20 protein-coding genes are annotated in these 19,628 nt (G+C 64.8%); 11 read left to right on the top strand and 9 right to left on the bottom strand.

The window, feature by feature from the left end; genetic code table 11:
- Window positions 1–122: 122 nt before the first annotated feature.
- Window positions 123–245 (bottom strand): hypothetical protein, encoded by a 123-nt coding sequence (locus GDN70_RS35685; protein ID WP_256379429.1) that lies wholly within the window; start codon window positions 243–245, stop codon window positions 123–125.
- Between the two features lie 203 nt (window positions 246–448).
- Here GDN70_RS35685 and GDN70_RS20820 point away from each other — a divergent pair, with 203 nt between their 5' ends.
- The 4 genes from GDN70_RS20820 to fabI are packed head-to-tail and all read left to right on the top strand — an operon-like array spanning window position 449 to window position 5,659.
- Window positions 449–2,665 carry a DUF3141 domain-containing protein gene (locus GDN70_RS20820; RefSeq protein WP_173015844.1) on the top strand — a complete coding sequence of 739 codons (2,217 nt, stop codon included), beginning with the start codon at window positions 449–451 and terminating at the stop codon, window positions 2,663–2,665.
- Between the two features lie 29 nt (window positions 2,666–2,694).
- Window positions 2,695–3,654 carry a phosphate acetyltransferase gene (locus GDN70_RS20815; protein ID WP_038970302.1) on the top strand — a complete coding sequence of 320 codons (960 nt, stop codon included), beginning with the start codon at window positions 2,695–2,697 and terminating at the stop codon, window positions 3,652–3,654.
- Window positions 3,655–3,659: 5 nt separating this feature from the next.
- Entirely contained in the window at window positions 3,660–4,874 is a 1,215-nt protein-coding gene (locus tag GDN70_RS20810; protein WP_038970303.1) for an acetate/propionate family kinase, read from the top strand.
- Window positions 4,871–5,659, top strand: coding sequence for an enoyl-ACP reductase FabI (fabI, locus tag GDN70_RS20805; RefSeq protein ID WP_038970304.1), 789 nt, complete (start codon window positions 4,871–4,873; stop codon window positions 5,657–5,659). Before GDN70_RS20810 ends, fabI begins: the two co-directional genes overlap by 4 nt.
- 13 nt (window positions 5,660–5,672) lie before the next feature.
- Here fabI and GDN70_RS20800 read toward each other — a convergent pair whose 3' ends face one another.
- From GDN70_RS20800 to GDN70_RS35530, 3 genes are all read right to left on the bottom strand, one after another.
- On the bottom strand, window positions 5,673–6,323 hold the full coding sequence (locus GDN70_RS20800; RefSeq protein ID WP_038970305.1) for a 3-oxoacid CoA-transferase subunit B: 651 nt from the start codon (window positions 6,321–6,323) through the stop codon (window positions 5,673–5,675).
- Between the two features lie 3 nt (window positions 6,324–6,326).
- Window positions 6,327–6,974 carry a CoA transferase subunit A gene (locus GDN70_RS20795; protein WP_028144672.1) on the bottom strand — a complete coding sequence of 216 codons (648 nt, stop codon included), beginning with the start codon at window positions 6,972–6,974 and terminating at the stop codon, window positions 6,327–6,329.
- A 74-nt stretch (window positions 6,975–7,048) separates the two neighbouring features.
- Window positions 7,049–7,225 carry a hypothetical protein gene (locus GDN70_RS35530; protein ID WP_240536267.1) on the bottom strand — a complete coding sequence of 59 codons (177 nt, stop codon included), beginning with the start codon at window positions 7,223–7,225 and terminating at the stop codon, window positions 7,049–7,051.
- A gap of 47 nt (window positions 7,226–7,272) precedes the next feature.
- Here GDN70_RS35530 and GDN70_RS20785 point away from each other — a divergent pair, with 47 nt between their 5' ends.
- The 4 genes from GDN70_RS20785 to hflX all read left to right on the top strand — a co-directional run bounded on the left by GDN70_RS20785 (window position 7,273) and on the right by hflX (window position 12,992).
- Window positions 7,273–9,669 carry a PAS domain-containing sensor histidine kinase gene (locus tag GDN70_RS20785; protein ID WP_038970306.1) on the top strand — a complete coding sequence of 799 codons (2,397 nt, stop codon included), beginning with the start codon at window positions 7,273–7,275 and terminating at the stop codon, window positions 9,667–9,669.
- Window positions 9,670–9,686: 17 nt separating this feature from the next.
- Entirely contained in the window at window positions 9,687–11,057 is a 1,371-nt protein-coding gene (locus GDN70_RS20780) for a sigma-54 dependent transcriptional regulator (protein ID WP_018320442.1), read from the top strand.
- 292 nt (window positions 11,058–11,349) lie between these two features.
- Window positions 11,350–11,598 carry an RNA chaperone Hfq gene (hfq, locus tag GDN70_RS20775; protein ID WP_007591126.1) on the top strand — a complete coding sequence of 83 codons (249 nt, stop codon included), beginning with the start codon at window positions 11,350–11,352 and terminating at the stop codon, window positions 11,596–11,598.
- An 11-nt stretch (window positions 11,599–11,609) separates the two neighbouring features.
- Entirely contained in the window at window positions 11,610–12,992 is a 1,383-nt protein-coding gene (gene hflX, locus GDN70_RS20770) for a GTPase HflX (RefSeq protein ID WP_028144670.1), read from the top strand.
- Between the two features lie 19 nt (window positions 12,993–13,011).
- Here hflX and GDN70_RS20765 read toward each other — a convergent pair whose 3' ends face one another.
- Window positions 13,012–13,470, bottom strand: a complete 459-nt coding sequence (locus GDN70_RS20765) for a GNAT family N-acetyltransferase (RefSeq protein WP_028144669.1) — start codon at window positions 13,468–13,470, stop codon at window positions 13,012–13,014.
- Window positions 13,471–13,483: 13 nt separating this feature from the next.
- Window positions 13,484–14,302 carry a nucleoside triphosphate pyrophosphohydrolase gene (mazG, locus tag GDN70_RS20760; RefSeq protein ID WP_038946760.1) on the bottom strand — a complete coding sequence of 273 codons (819 nt, stop codon included), beginning with the start codon at window positions 14,300–14,302 and terminating at the stop codon, window positions 13,484–13,486.
- Window positions 14,303–14,428: 126 nt separating this feature from the next.
- Between mazG and queC the strand changes: the two genes are divergently transcribed.
- Complete coding sequence (gene queC, locus GDN70_RS20755; protein ID WP_028144667.1) at window positions 14,429–15,142, top strand: 7-cyano-7-deazaguanine synthase QueC; 714 nt, start codon at window positions 14,429–14,431, stop codon at window positions 15,140–15,142.
- Window positions 15,143–15,349: 207 nt separating this feature from the next.
- On the opposite strand, the gene GDN70_RS20745 is transcribed toward queC, so the two are convergent.
- From GDN70_RS20745 to nthA, 3 genes are read right to left on the bottom strand one after another with little or no spacing between them, the layout of a single operon-like run.
- Window positions 15,350–15,727: a nitrile hydratase accessory protein gene (locus GDN70_RS20745; RefSeq protein WP_028144666.1), complete on the bottom strand. Its 378-nt coding sequence runs from the start codon at window positions 15,725–15,727 to the stop codon at window positions 15,350–15,352.
- Window positions 15,724–16,386, bottom strand: a complete 663-nt coding sequence (nthB, locus tag GDN70_RS20740) for a nitrile hydratase subunit beta (protein ID WP_038970308.1) — start codon at window positions 16,384–16,386, stop codon at window positions 15,724–15,726. The genes GDN70_RS20745 and nthB overlap by 4 nt, the downstream gene beginning before the upstream one ends.
- The gene (nthA, locus tag GDN70_RS20735) at window positions 16,383–17,018 is read right to left on the bottom strand and encodes a nitrile hydratase subunit alpha (protein ID WP_028144664.1); all 636 of its coding nucleotides are present in this window, start codon (window positions 17,016–17,018) and stop codon (window positions 16,383–16,385) included. Before nthA ends, nthB begins: the two co-directional genes overlap by 4 nt.
- A 122-nt stretch (window positions 17,019–17,140) precedes the next feature.
- Between nthA and GDN70_RS20730 the strand changes: the two genes are divergently transcribed.
- Both GDN70_RS20730 and GDN70_RS20725 read left to right on the top strand, forming a co-directional pair.
- Entirely contained in the window at window positions 17,141–17,947 is an 807-nt protein-coding gene (locus GDN70_RS20730; RefSeq protein ID WP_152102989.1) for an enoyl-CoA hydratase/isomerase family protein, read from the top strand.
- Window positions 17,948–18,058: 111 nt separating this feature from the next.
- Window positions 18,059–19,531: a DASS family sodium-coupled anion symporter gene (locus GDN70_RS20725; protein ID WP_028144662.1), complete on the top strand. Its 1,473-nt coding sequence runs from the start codon at window positions 18,059–18,061 to the stop codon at window positions 19,529–19,531.
- Window positions 19,532–19,628: the final 97 nt, after the last annotated feature.

Below are 19,628 nucleotides of genomic sequence, written 5' to 3'. Positions count from 1 at the left end.
GCGCTGGCCGTTTTGGCTGACGCGGTGAGCTGAAGTCGGAAGGGGGCCGAAATGTTCCGCGGTCACACATGTTCCGCGGTCACACAAGGGTGAGGCATTCAGCCGCCCGCGACGGCAATCCATCACCTGAACAGTCGTTCGGTCGACGGCACCAGGCGCGCGACGTCTGTCGTCGGCTCCTGCAGACCAGGACCGTTGACCAGCAGATCGGACGCCACGATCAGCAGCAGAACGGCAGAAACCATTATCGCCAGGAAGAACCTATCCATGCCGGGTCAAGCCGGAAGGGCCGGAAACAGTTCCCCGTCTGACATTATCGATCTACCTCTAGAAGGTTCTAAGGTTCTGGCGTCCGCTATGCCCGGAACCGCCGACCGTTGACCTATGTCAACGTCGCCGGTGACATCTCTCCTTGACTGGCCTCGCACGACAACGAGGTCAGATTGCGATGGAAAATCTGAAGCTGCCTGCCGGTCCCATGTCGGGGTTGGTCACCTCCGCCGTGGAGTATCTGGTCGATGCCGGACAGCGGAGCGTGTTGTTTCTGGATATCATGCGACAGCGCGGCGACCAATATCGCGAGCACGTCGCGCAGACCGCACCGCATGTGCTGCAATATGCCGCCGAGTTGATTACGGACGGCCGCAAACTCGACGAGCCTGTCAACTACGCGCTCGTGCGCATCATCCCGCCCAAGAATGTCGCGATCGACATGAGGCGGCGGCCGTTCGTCGTCGTCGATCCGCGCGCCGGCCATGGTCCCGGCATCGGCGGCTTCAAGGCGGACAGCGAAATCGGTGTCGCGATGAAGGCGGGACATCCCTGCTACTTCATCGGGTTTCTGCCCGAACCCATGCCCGGCCAGACGATCGAGCGCATTGCGCGAGCCGAAGCGAAGTTTCTTGAAACTGTCATCAGCCGTCACCCCGACGCCGACGGCAAGCCTTGCGTCATCGGCAATTGTCAGGCCGGCTGGGCGATCATGATCCTGGCGTCGCTAAGGCCGGAGCTGTTCGGACCGCTGATCATCGCCGGCGCGCCGCTCGCTTATTGGGCGGGCGTCCATGGCAAATATCCGATGCGCTATTCCGGCGGCCTCTTGGGCGGAAGCTGGCTGACGGCGCTGACGAGCGATCTCGGTGCCGGCAAGTTCGACGGCGCCTGGCTGGTGCAGAATTTCGAGAACCAGAACCCCTCGAACACGCTCTGGACCAAGCAATACAACGTCTATTCCAAAGTCGACACCGAGGCCGACCGTTATCTGGACTTCGAGCGATGGTGGGGCGGTCACGTCAACCTCAATGCCGAAGAGATCCAGTTCATCGTCGACGAACTGTTCATCGGCAACAACCTCGCCGCTGGCCGGATCGAAATGTCGGACGGGGAGAAGGTCGACCTGCGCAATATCCGCTCGCCGATCGTGGTGTTCTGCTCCAAGGGCGACAACGTCACCCCGCCGCAGCAGGCGCTGGACTGGATCCTCGACTGCTACGCCGACGTCGATGAGATCAGGGCATATGGCCAGACCATCGTTTACACCATTCACGAAAGCATCGGTCATCTCGGGATCTTCGTGTCCGGCGGCGTCGCCAACAAGGAGCATGCCGAATTCTCCAGCAACATCGACCTGATCGACGTGCTCCCGCCCGGGCTCTACGAGGCGACGTTCGAGGCGAGGGGCAGCGAGACGCTCAACGCCGACCTTGCAACGGGACAATGGGTAATGCGTTGCGAGGCCCGTACGCTCGGCGACATCCGGGCCATGGGCGGCAATTCCCCCGAGGACGAGCGGCGGTTCGCCACCGCCAAGCGCATCTCGGAGCTCAATCTTGCAGCCTATCAGAAATTCGTGCAGCCCTGGATCAAGAAGATGGTGACGCCAGAGGCGGCCAACTGGGCGCGCGGCATGCATCCGCTGCGCATGCAATATGAGGCTTTCAGCAGTCAGAATCCATGGATGTCCATGGTGAAGGCGGCGGCCGATCGCGCCGAAGAGACGCGCAGGCCGGTATCGCAGGACAATCCGTTCCTGGCCTTCCAGGAGCAGGTGTCGAAGCAGATTGTGCATGCGCTCGATAGCTGGCGCGATGCCCAGGAGGCGCTGAGCGAGACCCTCTTCCTCAACGTCTATGGCTCACCTGCGCTCCAGGCCGCGGTCGGCATCGACCCCAACGCCGTGCCGACACGGCGCCGCGAGATGTCGGACGAGCATCGCGCCATGCTCGAAAGCAGGATTGCGGAGTTGAGGGCGAAGATTGGTGACGGCGGCCTGCGGGAGGCTGCTATCCGCGCGCTGCTCTATGTCGGCTCCGCGCGCGGCATGGTGGACGAGCGCAGCATCGAGGCGCTGCGCCAGGTCAGGCGCGACCATGCCGGCTCCCGGATGACCCTGTCCGAATTCAAGATGCTGGTACGCGAGCAGTTCTTCATGCTGCTGCTCGACCGCGAGGGCGCCGTGGCGGCCATTCCAAGGTTGTTGCCCGAGGACATGAACCGGCGGCGCGCGGCCTTCGCGGCGATGCGCGAGGTGCTCTCGGCAAGCGCGGACATCACCGGCGAGCGCGCCAATCGCCTGAGGCGAGTCGCCGAGTTGTTTGGCCTGGACGGAGAGGGCGACATGACGTCGAACGTCGCGCCATTCGATCCTCAGGCAAGAGCGTCGTAGCGCGGTTTGGCGAAAGCGGGAGTGACCTCATGTCGGCCGATATGACGCACGAGACCGGCGGCAAGTACGACCGGCTGATCGCGGCGGCGAGGGCTGCGCCCCCGACATCGACCGTCGTCGTGCACCCCTGCGACGAGACTTCGCTGCGCGGGGCGATCGACAGCGCCGGCGCGGGGATCATCCGTCCGATCCTGGTCGGGCCGGAAGGGAAGATCATGGACACCGCCGCGAGGTTCGATCTGGACGTATCAAGCTTCGAGATCGTGCATGCTGCCCACAGTGACGACGCCGCGGCCAAGGGCGTGGAGCTCATCCATGCCGCCAGAGGCGAGCTGTTGATGAAGGGCAGCCTTCACACCGACGAGTTGATGCGCGCGGTCACGGCAAAGACTGGCGGCCTGCGCACGGATCGGCGCATCAGCCATGTCTTTGTCATGGATGTCCCGACCTATGCCGAGACGATTTTCGTCACCGACGCCGCGATCAACATCTTTCCCGATCTCGATGCCAAGCGCGACATCATCCAGAACGCGATCGATCTCTACAATCAGGCCGGGTTTGGCCGAACGCCGCGCGTGGCGATCCTGTCGGCGGTCGAGACCGTGACGTCCAAAATTCCCTCGACCATCGAAGCCGCCGCCCTCTGCAAGATGGCCGATCGCGGCCAGATCACCGGTGGCGTGCTCGACGGTCCCCTGGCGTTCGACAACGCCATCGACCCGGAAGCGGCACGCATCAAGGGCATCGAGTCCGAGGTCGCCGGTCGTGCACAGATCCTGGTCGTTCCAGATCTGGAGTCCGGCAACATGCTGGCCAAGAATCTCGCCTATTTCGCCAAGGCGGATGGTGCCGGCATTGTCCTTGGCGCGCGGGTACCCGTCGTCCTGACGTCGCGCGCCGATACGCCGCGTGCGCGCATGGCCTCCTGTGCGGTGGCGGCGCTCTACGCGCGCGCCCGGCGCCAGAAGGCGCCGTCAGTGGCCGCGTGATCGCTATGGACACGATCCTGGTCGTCAATGCCGGTTCTTCGAGCGTCAAGTTTCAGGTCTATTCGGCATTGGGCGACGGTGCGCTCCGGCGTCAGATCAAGGGACAGATGGACGGCATCGGCAGCCGCCCGCGCCTGCGCGCCAGCGCTGCGAGCGGCGATGCGCTGGCCGATCGCGCCTATTCGGTTGAAGCTGTGCCCGATGTGCCCGCCGCCATGTCGGTTGCCGGCAACTGGCTGCGCGACGAGCTTCGGATTACGCCGATCGCGGTCGGTCATCGCGTCGTTCATGGCGGGCCGGACCATGTCCGCCCGGTCCTGATCGACCACGGCGTCGTCTCCCGCCTCGAACGCCTTGTCAACTTGGCGCCGCTGCATCAGCCGCACAATCTCGCGCCGATCCGCTCGCTGCTCGCGAATTTCCCTGGGCTGCCGCAGGTGGCGTGCTTCGACACGGCATTTCACCGCACGCATGATCTCGTCGCCGATCACTACGCGATTCCGCAGCAGCTCTATGCCGAGGGTGTGCGGCGCTACGGCTTTCACGGGCTCTCCTACGAATACATCGCCCGCGCGCTGCCCGGCGTGGCGCCCAAGATCGCCAAGGGGCGGGTCATCGTTGCCCATCTCGGCAGCGGCGCCTCGATGTGCGCGATCAAGGAGGGGCGCAGCGTCGAGAGTACCATGGGGTTCACGGCGCTCGACGGGCTGCCGATGGGAACGCGTCCAGGGCAGATCGATCCCGGGGTCATCCTCTATCTCATCGCCGAGAAGGGCATGCCAGCCGCGAAGGTGCAAGACTTCCTCTATCGGGACTGCGGTCTGAAGGGGCTTTCCGGCGTCAGCAACGACATGCGCGAGCTGGAAGCGAGCACGGACCCGCGTGCGCGGCTCGCAATCGACCATTTCGTCTACCGGATCGGCCTCAACGCGGGCATGCTGGCTGCCGCCTTGCAGGGCCTGGATGCCTTCGTCTTCACTGCCGGCATCGGGGAGAACTCGGCATCGATCCGCGCACGTATCGCCGAGCAGCTCGGTTGGCTCGGCGTCCGCCTCGATGCCGGTGAGAACGCTCACCATGCGCCCCTGATCTCGGCAGCCGACAGCCGCGTCCCCGTCTACGTCATTCCGACCGACGAGGAGCTGATGATCGCACAGCATACGCTATCGCTATTGATGGACGGTCAGTTGATCAACACGAGACCTAAGAGGGTGTCATGATCCCAGTATTTCCGGACAGCAAGGTCGCCCTGAAGGGAAAGAAGGGACTGATCGTCGGCATCGCCAACGACCAGTCGATCGCCTGGGGATGCGCGCGCGCGTTTCGTGCGCTCGGTGCTGATCTCGCGGTGACCTATCTGAACGACCGCGCCAAGAAGCATGTCCAGCCGCTGGCGCAGGCGGTGGAAGCGCCGATCTTCATGCCGCTGGACGTGATGGCCGAAGGGCAGACCGAGGCGGTGTTCGAGCGCATCGCGTCGGAATGGGGGCAGCTCGATTTCATGCTTCATTCCATAGCCTTCTCGCCGAGGGAAGCGCTGCACGGCCGTGTCGTCGACGTCGGCCGTGACGGCTTCCTCAAGACCATGGACGTCTCGTGCTGGTCGTTCTTGCGGATGGCTCATCTCGCCGAGCCGCTGATGAAGAACGGCGGCACGCTTTTCACCATGACCTATTACGGCAGCCAGATGGTGGTGGAGAATTACAACGTGATGGGTGTCGCGAAAGCCGCGCTGGAAGCCTCGGTCCGCTATATCGCCGCGGAGCTCGGCCCGAAGGGCATCCGCGTGCACGCGATCTCGCCGGGTCCGCTAGCCACCCGCGCGGCTTCGGGGATTCCCGAGTTCGATGAGCTCATGGACAAGGCGCAGTCGAAGGCGCCGGCGCGCAGTCTCGTCAGCATCGACGATGTCGGGAATGCCACCGCGTTCCTCGCGCTCGACGGCGCCAAGCTGATCACGGGCGGCGTGCTCTACATCGACGGCGGCTATCACATCATCGATTGAGGCCGCCGACGGATCAGACGTTCATTTCCGGGACGTTGTCGGGAACAGCCAGCTCGGCTTCCGTGAGCGCCATGACGTCGCCGACACTGACCCCGGGCGCGGTCTCCAGCAGCGTCGCCTTGCCGCCGGAGAAGCCGATCATGGCCAAGTCCGTGACGACGAGATCGACCGACCGCGCCGAGGTCAGGGGCAGGGTGCATTTGGCGACGATCTTCGACTTGCCCTTGGCCGCGTGCTGCATGGCGACGATCACCCGCCTGGCACCGCTGACGAGGTCCATCGCCCCGCCCATGCCGGGCACCATCTTGCCGGGGATCATCCAGTTGGCGAGGCGGCCCTGCGCGTCGACTTGGAGGCCGCCGAGCACGGTGACGTCGACATGGCCGCCGCGGATCAGCCCGAACGACATCGCGCTGTCGAATGTGCTGGCTCCCGGTAGCGCGCTGATCGGGCGTCCGCCGGCGTCCGTCAGGAGCGGATGCGCCATTCCCGGCTCGGGAATGGGCCCGGTGCCGATCAGGCCGTTCTCCGATTGAAAGAAAACCTTGAGATCGGAGGGCACGTAGTTCGCAACCAGCGTCGGGATGCCGATGCCGAGGTTGACGAGGTTGCCCTCGCGGAGCTCCCTGGCGACGCGGCGGGCGATAATGATCTGCGGGTCCATGGGTCACCCGTTCATAACGAGGTAATCGACGAGCGGCGCCGGCGTCATGACATGGTCGGGCGCGATCACGCCGACTGGTACGATGTGCTCGGCTGTCACGATCACCGTATCGGCCGCCATCGCCATGATCGGGTTGAAATTGCGTGCGGTCAGCGCATAAGCGAGATTGCCGAGATGGTCGGCGAGAAACGCGTGGAGCAGCGCGTATTGCGCCGTCAACGCCGTCTCCAGCAGGAACGGCTTGCCCTCGATCTCGATCTCTCGCTTGCCTTCGGCGACAACGGTACCGACGCCGGTCGGCGTCAGGACGCCGCCCAGGCCGCAACCACCGGCCCGGATGCGCTCGACGAGGGTGCCTTGCGGCACGAGATCGACCTCGATCTGGTTCGCCAGCATCTGCTGCTGGGCCTTGGGATTGAGCCCGATATGCGTCGCGGTCAGACGCGACACGAGCGATGCGTCAAACAACTTGCCGACGCCTTTACCCGGTAGTGCGGCATCGTTGCAGATCACCGACAATCCGGTCTTCTGCTGCCGGACCAGTTCATCGAGCAAGCGCTCCGGTGTTCCAATGCCCATGAAGCCGCCGACCATCACGCTGGCGCCAGCGGGAATCATCGCAACGGCTTCTTCAACGGCCACAGCCTTCATGGGCGGAACTCCGGTCGGGCAATGAGCCACATTGGCGCGAGCGGCCACCGCGCACCCTTGATCTGCGTCAAGGCTCACCCTCGTTCGCGAATGACGATGCCGGTGCCTTTGTCCAATTCCGTCCAGAGACGGTACGATTGCTGACCGATCAGATCACGACACGCACCGCCAGAGCTGTGGATGCGCCGCTCCGCCGCGGCGGCGGCGCCGCGGAATTGTCGCAATTCGGCAACAATGTGGTACGAATACATCAGTATCCGCCCATCGCGGACCCGTTTTCAGCACCACCATTGCCGGAATGACCAGCGCAGACACCTCGGCCGCACACTTTGACACGGCCCCAGCGGAAGAGCCCCGGCGTTGGTCGGCGCGGCGCTGGCTGGCGCCCTTTGCCGTGGCGCTGGCGCTGCTCTCGGCCTTCCTGACCTTCCTGGTTCTGACCGGCCTGACCACGATCGAGCCGACGCCGGCGGTGGTCCGCTCGATCTACCTGATCAACGCGGCCACGATCCTGCTGCTGGTCGGAATCATCGTCCGAGAGCTCTGGCAGCTGATCCTGGCGCGGCGGCGGGGCAGGGCGGCGGCGCGGCTCCATGTCCAGATCGTCAGCCTGTTCTCGATCGTGGCGGTGCTGCCGGCGGTGCTGGTCGCCGTCGTCGCCAACGTCACCATCGAACGCGGCCTCGACCGGCTGTTCTCCGGCCCGACCAAGGAGGTGATCCAGAATTCGCTGACGATCGCGCGGGCCTATATGCAGGACCATGCGCAGCTGATCCGCGGCGACATTCTCGGCATGGCCAACGACATCGCGCATGCCCGGCCGCTCTATGACCAGGATCGCCGCTCGTTCCGGGAGATGCTGAGCGCCAGCGCCAGTTCCCGCAACCTGCCGGGCGCGATGATCATCGACAAGAACACCAACATCCTGGAATCCGCCGACACCGGCATGCGGCTCGCCTATTCACCGCCCGCGTCCGACTTCCTCAGCAACGTCAACGAGTCCGAGCCCGAGATCGCGGTCCTTCCCGATGCGAGCTTCGTGGCCGCCGTGATCCGGCTGCGCGCCTTCAGCGACACCTTCCTCTATGTCGCCCGTCCGCTTGATCCCAATGTCGTCAATCAGCTCAAGCAGACCGAGGTCAGCGTCGCCGAATACGCCCAGATCGAGTCGCGCAGGCTCGGAATCCAGGTTGCCTTCGCGCTGATGTTCGCCGTGATCGCGCTGACCATCCTGATGGCCTCGGTGCTGATCGGCCTGAACTTCGCCAATTCACTGGTCTCGCCGATCCGGCGGCTGATGAACGCGGCCCACACGGTCTCGACCGGCGACCTCCATGTCCAGGTGCCGGTGCACCAGTCGGAAGGCGATCTCGCCCAGCTAGGCGAGACCTTCAACAAGATGACGCAGGAATTGCGCAGCCAGCGCGACGAGCTCGTCAACGCCAGCGACCTGATCGACAGCCGCCGCCGCTTCATCGAAGCGGTGCTGTCCTCCGCAAGCGCCGGCATCATCGGCGTCGACACCTCCGGCAGCGTCGGCATTTTGAACCGCTCGGCCGAGAAGCTGATCGGGCACGCCGAATCGGAGACGCTTGGTCATCCGCTCTCCGACGTGCTGCCCGAGCTGGACGAGATGATGAAGGCGGCGCGGGAAGGGAGCCAGCGTCTGGTGCAGGGCCAGATCACGATCACCCGCGACGGCACCGAGCGCAATCTCTCGGTCCGCGTCAGCGCCGAGAAGAACCAGCCGCATGACAGCTACATCATCACGCTCGACGACATCACCGAGCTGGTCTCGGCGCAGCGCACCTCGGCCTGGGGCGACGTGGCGCGGCGCATCGCGCATGAGATCAAGAACCCGCTGACGCCGATCCAGCTTTCGGCCGAGCGCATTCGCCGCAAGTTCGGCAAGGGCATCACAGAGGCCAAGGACAAGCAGATCTTCGAGCAGTGCACCGACACCATCGTGCGACAGGTCGACGATATCCGCCGCATGGTCGACGAGTTCTCGCGCTTTGCACGGATGCCGAAACCGGTGATGGAGGGCGAGGACGTCGCCGACGCCGTGCGGCAGGCCGTGTTCCTGATGAAGGTCGCCCATCCCGAGATCGATATCGAGGCCGAATTCAAAGAGGATCCGCTCCGCGCCCAGTTCGACCGGCGGCTGATCTCGCAGGCGGTCACCAACATCGTCAAGAACGCCACCGAAGCGATCGAGCAGGTCCCGCCGGAGGAGCTCGGCAAAGGTCATATCGACGTCGTGGTGTCGCGTCAGGGCGAGGACGTACTGATCGACGTCATCGACAACGGTATCGGCCTGCCCAAGGTCGCGCGCTCGCGGCTGCTCGAGCCCTATGTCACGACGCGCGCCAAGGGCACCGGCCTTGGCCTTGCGATCGTCGGCCGCGTGCTGGAAGACCATGGCGGACGCATCGAGCTGAAAGATGCTTCCGACTTCCGCGAGGGCCAGCGCGGTGCCTGGATGCGGATGCGCTTTGCGATCTCCGGGCAACCCGCGAAGTCCGAGGGAGCCGAGCAGGCCCCGGCGGCCGCGGTCAAGGAAGCAACCGGCGAGCAGGCCGGCGCTCCTGGCAAGGACCCGGCGCAGGAAACAAAAGAGCTGGCGGCCGAAACCAAAGAGGCCGCTGAAAAGACCAATGATTCAACGAAAATCGAAGCCTCGACAGGCATCTGACAAGACAGGCGCGACCCATGGCAAGTGAAATTCTGATTGTCGATGATGAGGCCGATATTCGAGATCTCGTCGCAGGCATTCTCGAGGACGAGGGTTTTGTCACGCGGACTGCGCGCGACAGCGACTCTGCACTGGCTGAAATCGCCAACCGGCGGCCGCATCTGGTGTTCCTCGACATCTGGCTGCAGGGCTCCAAGCTCGACGGCTTGCAGCTGCTGGAGCAGGTCAAGAAGGACAATGCCGACCTGCCGGTCGTGATGATCTCCGGCCACGGTAACATCGAGACCGCGGTGGCCGCGATCAAGCGCGGCGCCTACGACTTCATCGAGAAGCCGTTCAAGGCCGACCGGCTGATCCTGGTCGCGACCAGGGCGCTGGAGAACTCGCGGCTCAAGCGCGAGGTCAAGGAGCTGAAGCAGCTGGCGCCGAGCGCAAGCCAGCTCGTCGGCCGCTCGCCGAGTATGAACCAGTTGCGCCAGACCATCGAGCGCGCGGCCAAGGCCAACAGCCGCATCCTGATCGTCGGTCCCGCCGGCGCCGGCAAGGAATTGACGGCACGCACGCTGCATACGGCCTCGGGCCGCGCCGACGGTCCCTTCGTCGTCATCAACGCCGCCGCGATCACGCCCGAGCGCATGGAGCACGAGCTGTTCGGCGTCGAGCAGTCCAACGGCGAACAGGCGCGCAAGCCCGGCGCGCTCGAGGAAGCCCATGGCGGCACGCTGTTCATCGACGAGATCGCGGACATGCCGCGCGAGACCCAGAACAAGATCCTGCGGGTGCTGGTGGAGCAATCGTTCCAGCGCGTCGGCGGCACCGCCAAGGTGCAGGTCGATGTGCGCATCATCTCCTCGACCGCGCGCAATCTCGAAGAGGAGATCGCGGCCGGCCACTTCCGCGAGGACCTCTATCATCGGCTCTCGGTGGTGCCGATCCGCGTGCCTGCGCTCTCCGAGCGGCGCGAGGACATCCCGGAATTGATCGACTATTTCATGGAGCAGATCTCGGCCGGCAGCGGCCTGCCCAAGCGGCAGATCGGGCAGGACGCGATGGCGGTGCTGCAATCGCATGTCTGGCCGGGCAATGTGCGCCAGCTCCGCAACAACGTTGAAAGAGTCATGATTCTCGCCGCCGGTGGACCGGAGGTCATCATCACGGCCGACATGTTGCCGCAGGACGTCGGGTCCATGGTGCCGGCGATGCCGACCAGCAACAATGGCGAGCACATCATGGGCCTGCCGCTGCGCGAAGCCCGCGAAGTGTTCGAGCGCGACTATTTGATTGCACAGATCAGCCGTTTTTCAGGAAATATTTCTCGCACAGCCGAGTTCGTTGGCATGGAACGGTCGGCGCTGCATCGAAAGTTGAAAGCGCTCGGTGTCGGCTAGCGCGTTTTTGTGCAGGGAAAACGCCGTCGAAACAAGATTCTAACGCCGCGACGTTGCGGCGACACCTTTGACGAAAACGAGGAAATTCATCGATTTCCGTAGTTTTTCGGGGCAATACCGCGCCAGCTGCCGCGTGAAGCGGCTTGCCTAATAGGTCCACCTGTCCTCTAATTGCACAGCTGTTCCTTCCGAGGGGGATCTCATGAGGAACGGCAACCGGGAGAGGCTCCGACCTTCACAAAGAGGGCCGCAACCGGCGCAATAAAAAGAAACTCAAAGCGAGAAAAAAACAATGGCGGCAGACCGCGCACAAAACCTACAGGACACCTTCCTTAATCACGTTCGCAAAACCAAGACGCCACTGACGATCTTTCTGGTCAACGGAGTGAAGCTCCAGGGCATCGTGACCTGGTTCGACAATTTCTGTTTACTGCTTCGGCGCGACGGTCATTCGCAGCTCGTTTACAAGCATGCGATCTCGACCATCATGCCGGGTGCGCCGATCCAGTTGTTCGAAGGCGGCGAGGATCAGCCGGCTTGAGAGTGATCTGATTGGAACCCCGGAATTTCGACGGGGATGCCGACCGTCCGCGGTCGGCAGGGGCTAAGCAGACGGGGCGGGTGCTTGTCATCGGCCCCTATTTGCGGGTGCGCGCAGGCGGTGCCGACGCGCAATCGGAGACTCATATCCAGCGCAACGCCGAGGCCCGGCTCGATGAAGCCGCCGGCCTCGCGCGTGCGATCGATCTCGTCATAGCCGACGCCATCATCGCGCCGATCAGCCAGATCCGTCCCGCGACCTATATCGGCAAGGGCAAGGTCGAGGAGATCGCCGCACTCGCCAAGAGCCTCGATGTCGAGCTCGTGGTGATGGATTGCGCGCTGGCGCCGATCCAGCAGCGCAATCTCGAGAAGGAATTGCACGCCAAGGTGCTCGACCGCACCGGGCTGATCCTGGAGATCTTCGGCCGCCGCGCCAAGACCAAGGAAGGCTCGCTCCAGGTCGAGCTCGCGCATCTCAACTACCAGCGCTCGCGCCTGGTGCGATCATGGACCCATCTGGAGCGCCAGCGCGGCGGCTTCGGCTTCATGGGCGGTCCCGGCGAGACGCAGATCGAAGCGGACCGACGCCTGATCCAGGAGCGCATCTCCAAGCTCGAAGGCGAGCTGAAGAAGGTGCAGGCGACGCGGCGGCTGCATCGTGCCGGCCGCCAGCGCGTGCCGTATCGTGTCGTGGCGCTGGTCGGCTACACCAATGCCGGCAAGTCGACGCTGTTCAACCGCCTGACGCGTGCCGACGTGCAGGCTGCCGACATGCTGTTCGCCACGCTCGACCCGACGCTGCGCGCCCTCAACCTGCCACATGGCGGCAAGGCGATGCTGTCGGACACCGTCGGCTTCATCTCCAACCTGCCGACGCAGCTCGTCGCCGCCTTCCGCGCCACGCTGGAAGAGGTGCTCGAAGCCGACGTCATCCTGCATGTGCGCGACATATCCCATGAAGATGCCGAGGCCCAGCAGAGCGACGTCGACGCCGTGCTGCGCCAGCTCGGCATCAACCCCGATGATTCCGGCCGCATCATCGAAGTCTGGAACAAGATCGACCGCTACGATTCCGAGCAGCGCGAAGAGCTGTTGAACATCGCCGCGCGCAGGCCGGAGGACCATCCCGCGATGCTGGTCTCGGCCGTGTCAGGCGAGGGGGTCGACGCCCTGCTTGCCGCGATCGAGGAGCGGTTAGCGGCCAAGCGCACCACGCTCGACCTCTCCATCGACGCCGCCGACGGCGCCGGCATCAGCTGGCTGCACCGCAATGCCGAGGTGCTGGCCAAGGAGCTGCACGACGGCCGCTTCGACATGACCGTACGGGTCGACGAGACCAAGCGGGATATCGTGGTGAACAGGTTCGACGCAGTGCCACGCCTCTCGGCCTAGGCGCTGCTGCCTGAGAAGATCACCTCGACAGATCGAGGCTCATGAACTGGTTGTGCAGGCTCGCCTGATAGTCGGCGAACGGCGCGCAGGGCACGAAGCCGACACTGCGGTAGAGCGAGATCGCGGGGCCGTGCAGCGGCGCAGTGCCGGTCTCCAGGCTGAGACGCGCATAACCGCGCTTGCGGGCTTCGGCAACGATGTGGTCCAGAATAGCTCGCCCGACCCCGGTTCGCCGCGCAGTGGGCGCGGCCCGCATCGACTTCACTTCGCCATGCGTCTCATCCAGCTGCTTCAGGGCACCGAAGCCAGCTAGCACTCCGTCTTGCCAAGCAGTCCAGAACGTCACCGACGAGGCCGACAGGCCGCTCGCGTCGAGCGCCTGCGCGTGCTCGCCCATGACGCTGCGGAGTTCTTCGAGGTGATGTGCCAACAAGTCGGCGACATGCGGTGCCTTCGGATCGTCCTGCCTGATGTCCACTGCGTGCCCCGTATCAAGTGGCGGTCTTCGCCGCATTCCACAGCGCGTCCATCTCCGCCAGCGACGCCTGCTCCAGCGTGCGGCCCTGCGCCTCCAGCGACCGTTCGATGTAGGCAAAGCGCCGCTCGAATTTTGCGTTGGTCGCACGCAATGCGGCCTCCGGATCGGCATCGACGTGGCGGGCGAGGTTGACGAGGGCGAACATCAGGTCACCGGTCTCTTCCGCAATCTCCTGCTTGTCGTTGCGGTCGAGCGCGGCCTCGATCTCGTCGGCTTCCTCGCGGATCTTTTGCAGCACCGCGCGCGGGTCGTTCCAGTCGAAGCCGACGGTGGAGGCCTTGCGCTGCAGCTCCATGGCGCGGGTCAGTGCGGGCTGGCCGGCCTTGACGCCTGACAGCAGCGATTTGTGCGCAGGCATGTCCTCCGGCGCCCGGCGCGCGGCGCGCTCGGCTTTTTCCTCCGCCTTGATGCGGTCCCAGACTTCCTTGACATGGGAGGAGGCGAGATTGCCGTCCTTGTCGGCGAAGACGTGGGGATGGCGCCGGATCATTTTTCGCGTGATCGCCTCGACGACATCTCCGAAAGCAAAGGCGTTCTGCTCCGAAGCCATCTGGGCGTGGAAGACCACCTGGAGCAGGAGGTCGCCGAGTTCCTCACGGAGATCGTCGAGATCGCCGCGGCTGATGGCCTCGACCACCTCATAGGCCTCCTCGATCGTGTAGGGCGCGATCGTCGCAAAATCCTGCTCGAGGTCCCAGGGGCAGCCGGTCACCGGCGTGCGCAGCGCCGCCATGATCTCGATCAGGCGGGAAATGTCGCGGGAAGGGGTCATTGCGGGGCGCTCTCCTGGCTCCAAAACCTTATGCCAAAAGCGGCCCGCCGTTCCCAGCGTCGCGGCGCGGAACGGGCCGATTTCCACCGATTGGCGGGCCGCGTCCGCAGTGCTAAAGCGCGGACCATGAGCGACGCAATTTCATCACAAACCGCGCTGGTGCTGTTTTCCGGCGGCCAGGACTCCACCACCTGCCTCGCCTGGGCGCTCAGCCGCTTTGCACGCGTGGAGACGCTGGGGTTCGACTACGGCCAGCGCCATGCCATCGAGCTCGATTGCCGCGACCGGCTGTTCGACGGCATCAAGGGCTTGCGCGCCGATTGGGCCGCAAAACTCGGCGAGAGCCATACGCTGTCGATTCCGACGCTGGCGGCAGTGTCCGAGACGGCGCTGACGCGCGATGTCGCGATCGCGATGGGCGCCGACGGCCTCCCCAACACCTTCGTACCCGGCCGCAACCTGGTGTTTTTGACCTTCGCCGCGGCGCTGGCCTATCGGCGCGGCATCACCCATATCGTCGGCGGCATGTGCGAGACCGACTATTCCGGCTATCCCGATTGCCGCGACGACACCATCCGCGCCATGCAGGCCGCGCTCTCGCTCGGCATGGCCAGACCATTCGAGCTGCACACGCCCTTGATGTGGATCGACAAGGCCGCGACGTGGCAGCTGGCGCAGGATCTCGGCGGCGAGGGGCTGGTCGACCTCATCCGCGAGCATTCCCATACCTGCTATCTCGGCGAACGCGGCGCGCAGCACGAGTGGGGCTATGGCTGCGGCGAGTGCCCGGCGTGCAGCCTGCGGGCGAAGGGGTGGCGGGAGTTTGTGGCGGGGAGGTAGATTCGTTGCACTGCTCTCGTGCCCCGGATGCAGCGCAGCGCTCCCGCGGCGATGCGAAGCATCGTCCGGCAGCGGTGCGCTGCAGAGCCGGGGCCCATGCTTCCGCAAGGTATCGTGTCGCCGTCTGGGTCCCGGCTCTGCGCCGCAACGCTTGCGCGTTGCAGCTTGTCCGGGACACGAGCGTCGCAACGCCGAACTTCGCGCCAGCTAACCAAAATCCTCCGGCCTGAGCTCGATCGGCTTGCCGTGCGGGGTGCGATCGGCCGCATGGTCCCAGGCGTCGCGGTAGCGGTGCAGGGTTTCCGTCGAGGCGACGCCCTTGCGCGCAACCAGACCCTCCAGCGTGGCGAGCCAGTGCAGATAATAGGTCTCGCCCGTATCGGGATCGCCGGCCGCCTGCGCGCGCTTGATCTCGGAGGCCAGGCTTGCTGCCCATTCCGGCCAGGTGAAGACGCCGCGCTCGTGCAGCGTCAATGCCATCGCGAACGCGTGCGCCTCCCACGGCGCGCGGAACACCGGGCCGTCGTCATCGCGGGGAATGCTGGGTATGGCCGCGGTGGCTGCGGCAGCAGCGGTACCGCTCATCGCGCCGGGTCCAGATAGGGCTCGAACGCGTCGATCGAGACTTTCAGGGTGGGATCACCATCCTCGCCCCAGAGATCACGGCCTTCGAACACCACCGTGTAAAGCCACTGCGGGTTCTCGCCGAGCTCCATCGCCGCTGAATCCGGAAACACGTGGCAGCCGTGGTTCAATTCGACCACGCCGACATGGCCGCGCACATAGCGCGGCAGCCGCGTATGCGTGGCCGGATGGATGTTCCTGGCGCGCACGCGATCGCCGATCTTGAACTTGGCGGGCGCGGGGGCAGGGCGGGCGAACTTGCCGCGCACCATGGTGCGCTCGACGCCTTCGACCTTCAGCTTGCCGTGCTTGAGGGCCTTGGCAGGCTGCATCGCGTGGCCGGCGGCGAGTTCCTCGCGGGTGAGGTAGCCCTTCTCGATCAGCATCTCCTCGAGCCCGAGAAACCATTTCTTGTAATAGGAGCTCGACAGATACACGTGCGGCGGGATCATCTCGCGATAGAAGCGCGAGGTGTCGATGTTAAAGGCGCCGGCCGCGCCCATTGCACGCACCATCGCCAGCACGCGGGATTCCCATTCCGCATGGAACACCGGCTCGTTGGGCTCGGGTTCGACCTTGCCGAACCCGTCCATGCCGCCCATGTCGTGCACGCCGTTCATGACGGCGCTCCGGGCTGTCGCGGGAAGCCGGTGCCGATCATGGAATCGCGCGTGACGAGCTCGGCGAGCTGTTCCTCGCTCCAGCCCTCGGTACCTTCGGGGCGCATCGGCAGCACCAGAAAGCGCGTTTCGGCGGTGGAATCCCACACCCGGATCTCGATGTCCTTCGGCAGGGTGACGTCGAAGTCGGCGAGCACGCCGCGCGGATCCTTCACGGCGCGGGAGCGATAGGGCGCCGCCTTGTACCAGACCGGCGGCAGCCCCAGCATTTCCCAGGGGTAGCAGGAGCACAGCGTGCACACGACCATGTTGTGGCGCGCAGGCGTGTTCTCGACCACGACGAGATGGTCGCCGACGCGGCTGACATGGCCGAGCGTGCCGATCGCCTTGGAGCCATCCTCGAGCAGCGCCTTTTTGAACGCCGGATCGGTCCAGGCCTTGGCGACGACGCGTGCGCCGTTGTGCGGGCCGATCTTGGTCTCATAGGCCTGGATGATGGCGTCGAGCGCGGCGGGCTCGACATAGCCTTTTTCGGTCAGGATCGTCTCGAGCGCGCGCACGCGCAGCTCGGTCTCCGACAGCTCGGAATGGTCGTGATCGTGGTGGTGGTGATGGTCGTGATCATGGCTCATGGCGGCGAAGATTAAGCGCAATGGCCCAGGCCTGTCGAGTATGCGCTGCGGCGCAACCGGGTCCCATATTCGTGAGGCCGGATGTAGGCTAGCATCGCCGCAAAGCAGATGGGGAGACGTTGGTGACGGACTACGTGAAGATCGAAAAGGGCCTCGGACCCGAGGGACGGATTGCGGTGGTGCGTTTCGATCGGGGCGACGGCATCAACGCCCTGTCACCCGAGGCAATGCGGCAGCTGACCGCGGCGGCGCGCAGCTTCGAGGACGATGCCGCGACGTCGGTCGTCGTATTGACCGGCAGCTCGGGCGCGTTCAGCGCCGGCTTCGACCTCAAGGACGCCGAAGGGCGCTCGCGCAAGGAGATGGACCTCGGCACGCTGCGGCGGCACCTCAAGCTCGGACCGCGCCTAACGCACACCTGGCAAGAGATGGAGCAGATCACGATCGCGGCGATCGAGGGTTTTTGTGTCGGCGGCGGCGTGGCCCTCGCCGTCGCGCTCGACTTCCGCATCATGGGCCGCGATGCACATCTGCGCGTGCCCGAAATCGGCCTCGGCATGAACATGAGCTGGCAGAGCATCCCGCGCATGCTGCACCTGATGGGGCCGGCCCGCACCAAGCAGGCGGTGATCCTGGCTGATGAGCGCATCTCAGCGGATGAGGCCCATCAATGGCGCCTGGTGGAGCAGGTGGTCGATCCCGGCCGTGCCTTCGATGCCGCCATGGATCTTGCGCGCAAGGTCGCCGCGCAGCCACCGCTCTCGGTCGCGATGACCAAGCTGACCGTCAACCGGCTCGCGCATGCGCTGGACGATCTCGCCAGCCACATGGACGTCGACCAGTTCGCGCTCGCCAGCCTCAGCGAGGATCACAAGGAGGGCGTCGAGGCGTTCCTGGGCCGCCGCAAGCCACGCTTCAAGGGGCGATAGATTGATGCCAGGCCATTGATCGCACAACCGGCAGTTCGTATACGCGGCGCAGGGACAAGAGCAGGCTCGCCCACGGGCCGCACAGGCGACGACGATCGAGGGGGAGGGCCCATGACTGCTAGCTCGCAGGCGCCGGAGGCGAAAGGCTTTCGCTGGAAACTGGTCGCGCCGCTCGCGGTGTGGCTGGTGATCTATCTGTGGCCGGTGCCTGCAGGGCTCAACGTCAATCAGTGGCACTATTTCGCCGTGTTCGCGGCCGTCATCACCGGGCTCATCCTGGAATCGATGCCGGTCGGCGCGGTCGGCTTCATCGGCCTCACGGTCGCGGGCGTTGCCGGCTATATCGATCCCGATCCCGGCAAGTCGCTGCGCTGGATGCTGGCGGGCTTTGCCGAGAGCACGGTCTGGCTCATCGTCGGCGCCTTCGTGTTCTCGATCGGCTATCGCAAGAGCCAGCTCGGCCGGCGCATTGCATTGGTGCTGGTGCAGCGCCTTGGCCGCAACACGCTCGGCCTTGGCTATGCCGTGGCGATGTCCGACTTCCTGCTCGCGCCGGCGACGCCGTCGAACACCGCGCGCAGCGGCGGCATCGTCTATCCCATCATCAGCAACATCCCGCGCATCTATGGCTCCGAGCCGGGGCCGACCGCCGGCAGGATCGGCACCTATGTGATGTGGACGGCCTTCGCCGCGACCGCCGTCACGAGCTCGCTGTTCTTCACCGCGCTTGCGCCCAACGCGGCGGCGCTGGCGATCGCCAAGAAGACCGCCGGGGTCGAGGTCAGCTGGGGCCAGTGGTTTCTCGGCTTCGCGCCGCTCGGCATCCTGCTGATGGTGCTGGTGCCGCTGCTCAGCTATTTGGTCTGCCGTCCCGAGGTGAAGCGCAGCCCGGAAATCACCGAATGGGCGGCGAAGGAACTCGCCGGGATGGGCCCGATGTCGCGCAACGAGTGGATCATGCTCGGCCTGATCGTGCTCGCGATGTTCCTGTGGATCGCGGGCTCCAGCCCGGACATCCACGTGCCCGTGCTCGGCTCGAACTTCGTCAATGCCACCACCGTGGTGTTCATCGTGATCTCCCTGATGCTGGTGACCGGTGTGATCGAGTTTGCCGACATCGTCAGCGAGAAGAGTGCCTGGGAGGTGTTCTTCTATTTCACCTCGCTGCTGACGCTGGCCTCCGGCCTCAACGAGATCGGCTTCATCAAATGGTTCGCGACCGAATACGCAAAGCCGCTCGCCGGGCTATCGCCGTCGACCGCGATGCTGCTGCTGGTCGCGCTGTTCTTCTGGATCCACTATTTCTTCTCGAGCATCACCTCGCATGCCGCCGCCGTGCTGCCCGTCGTGCTCGCGGTCGGATCGGGCATTCCCGGTCTGCCGGTCACGACCCTCGCCATGCTCTGCATGTACTCGCTCGGCCTGATGGGCGTGATCTCGCCTTACGCGACAGGACCGGCGCCGATGTATTTCGGCAGCGGCTATATCGGAAAGGGCCAGTTTTGGGGTTTTGGCCTGCTCTTCGGGCTGCTCTATTTCGCAGGTCTTCTGCTGATCGTGCTGCCCTGGTTGCAGATGGGATGAGCCCGGGCGGGAGACTGATACCCTCTGCGAAGGAATATTCTTCTCCGGAGAGGGATTGGGGAATCTTCGTCCATCTCCTCGCAAATATCTGAAATTG

This window comes from Bradyrhizobium sp. TM102, assembly GCF_009176685.1.
In the GTDB taxonomy this organism is placed as follows: domain Bacteria; phylum Pseudomonadota; class Alphaproteobacteria; order Rhizobiales; family Xanthobacteraceae; genus Bradyrhizobium; species Bradyrhizobium ottawaense.
This window is presented reverse-complemented; position numbering and strand designations above follow the sequence as displayed.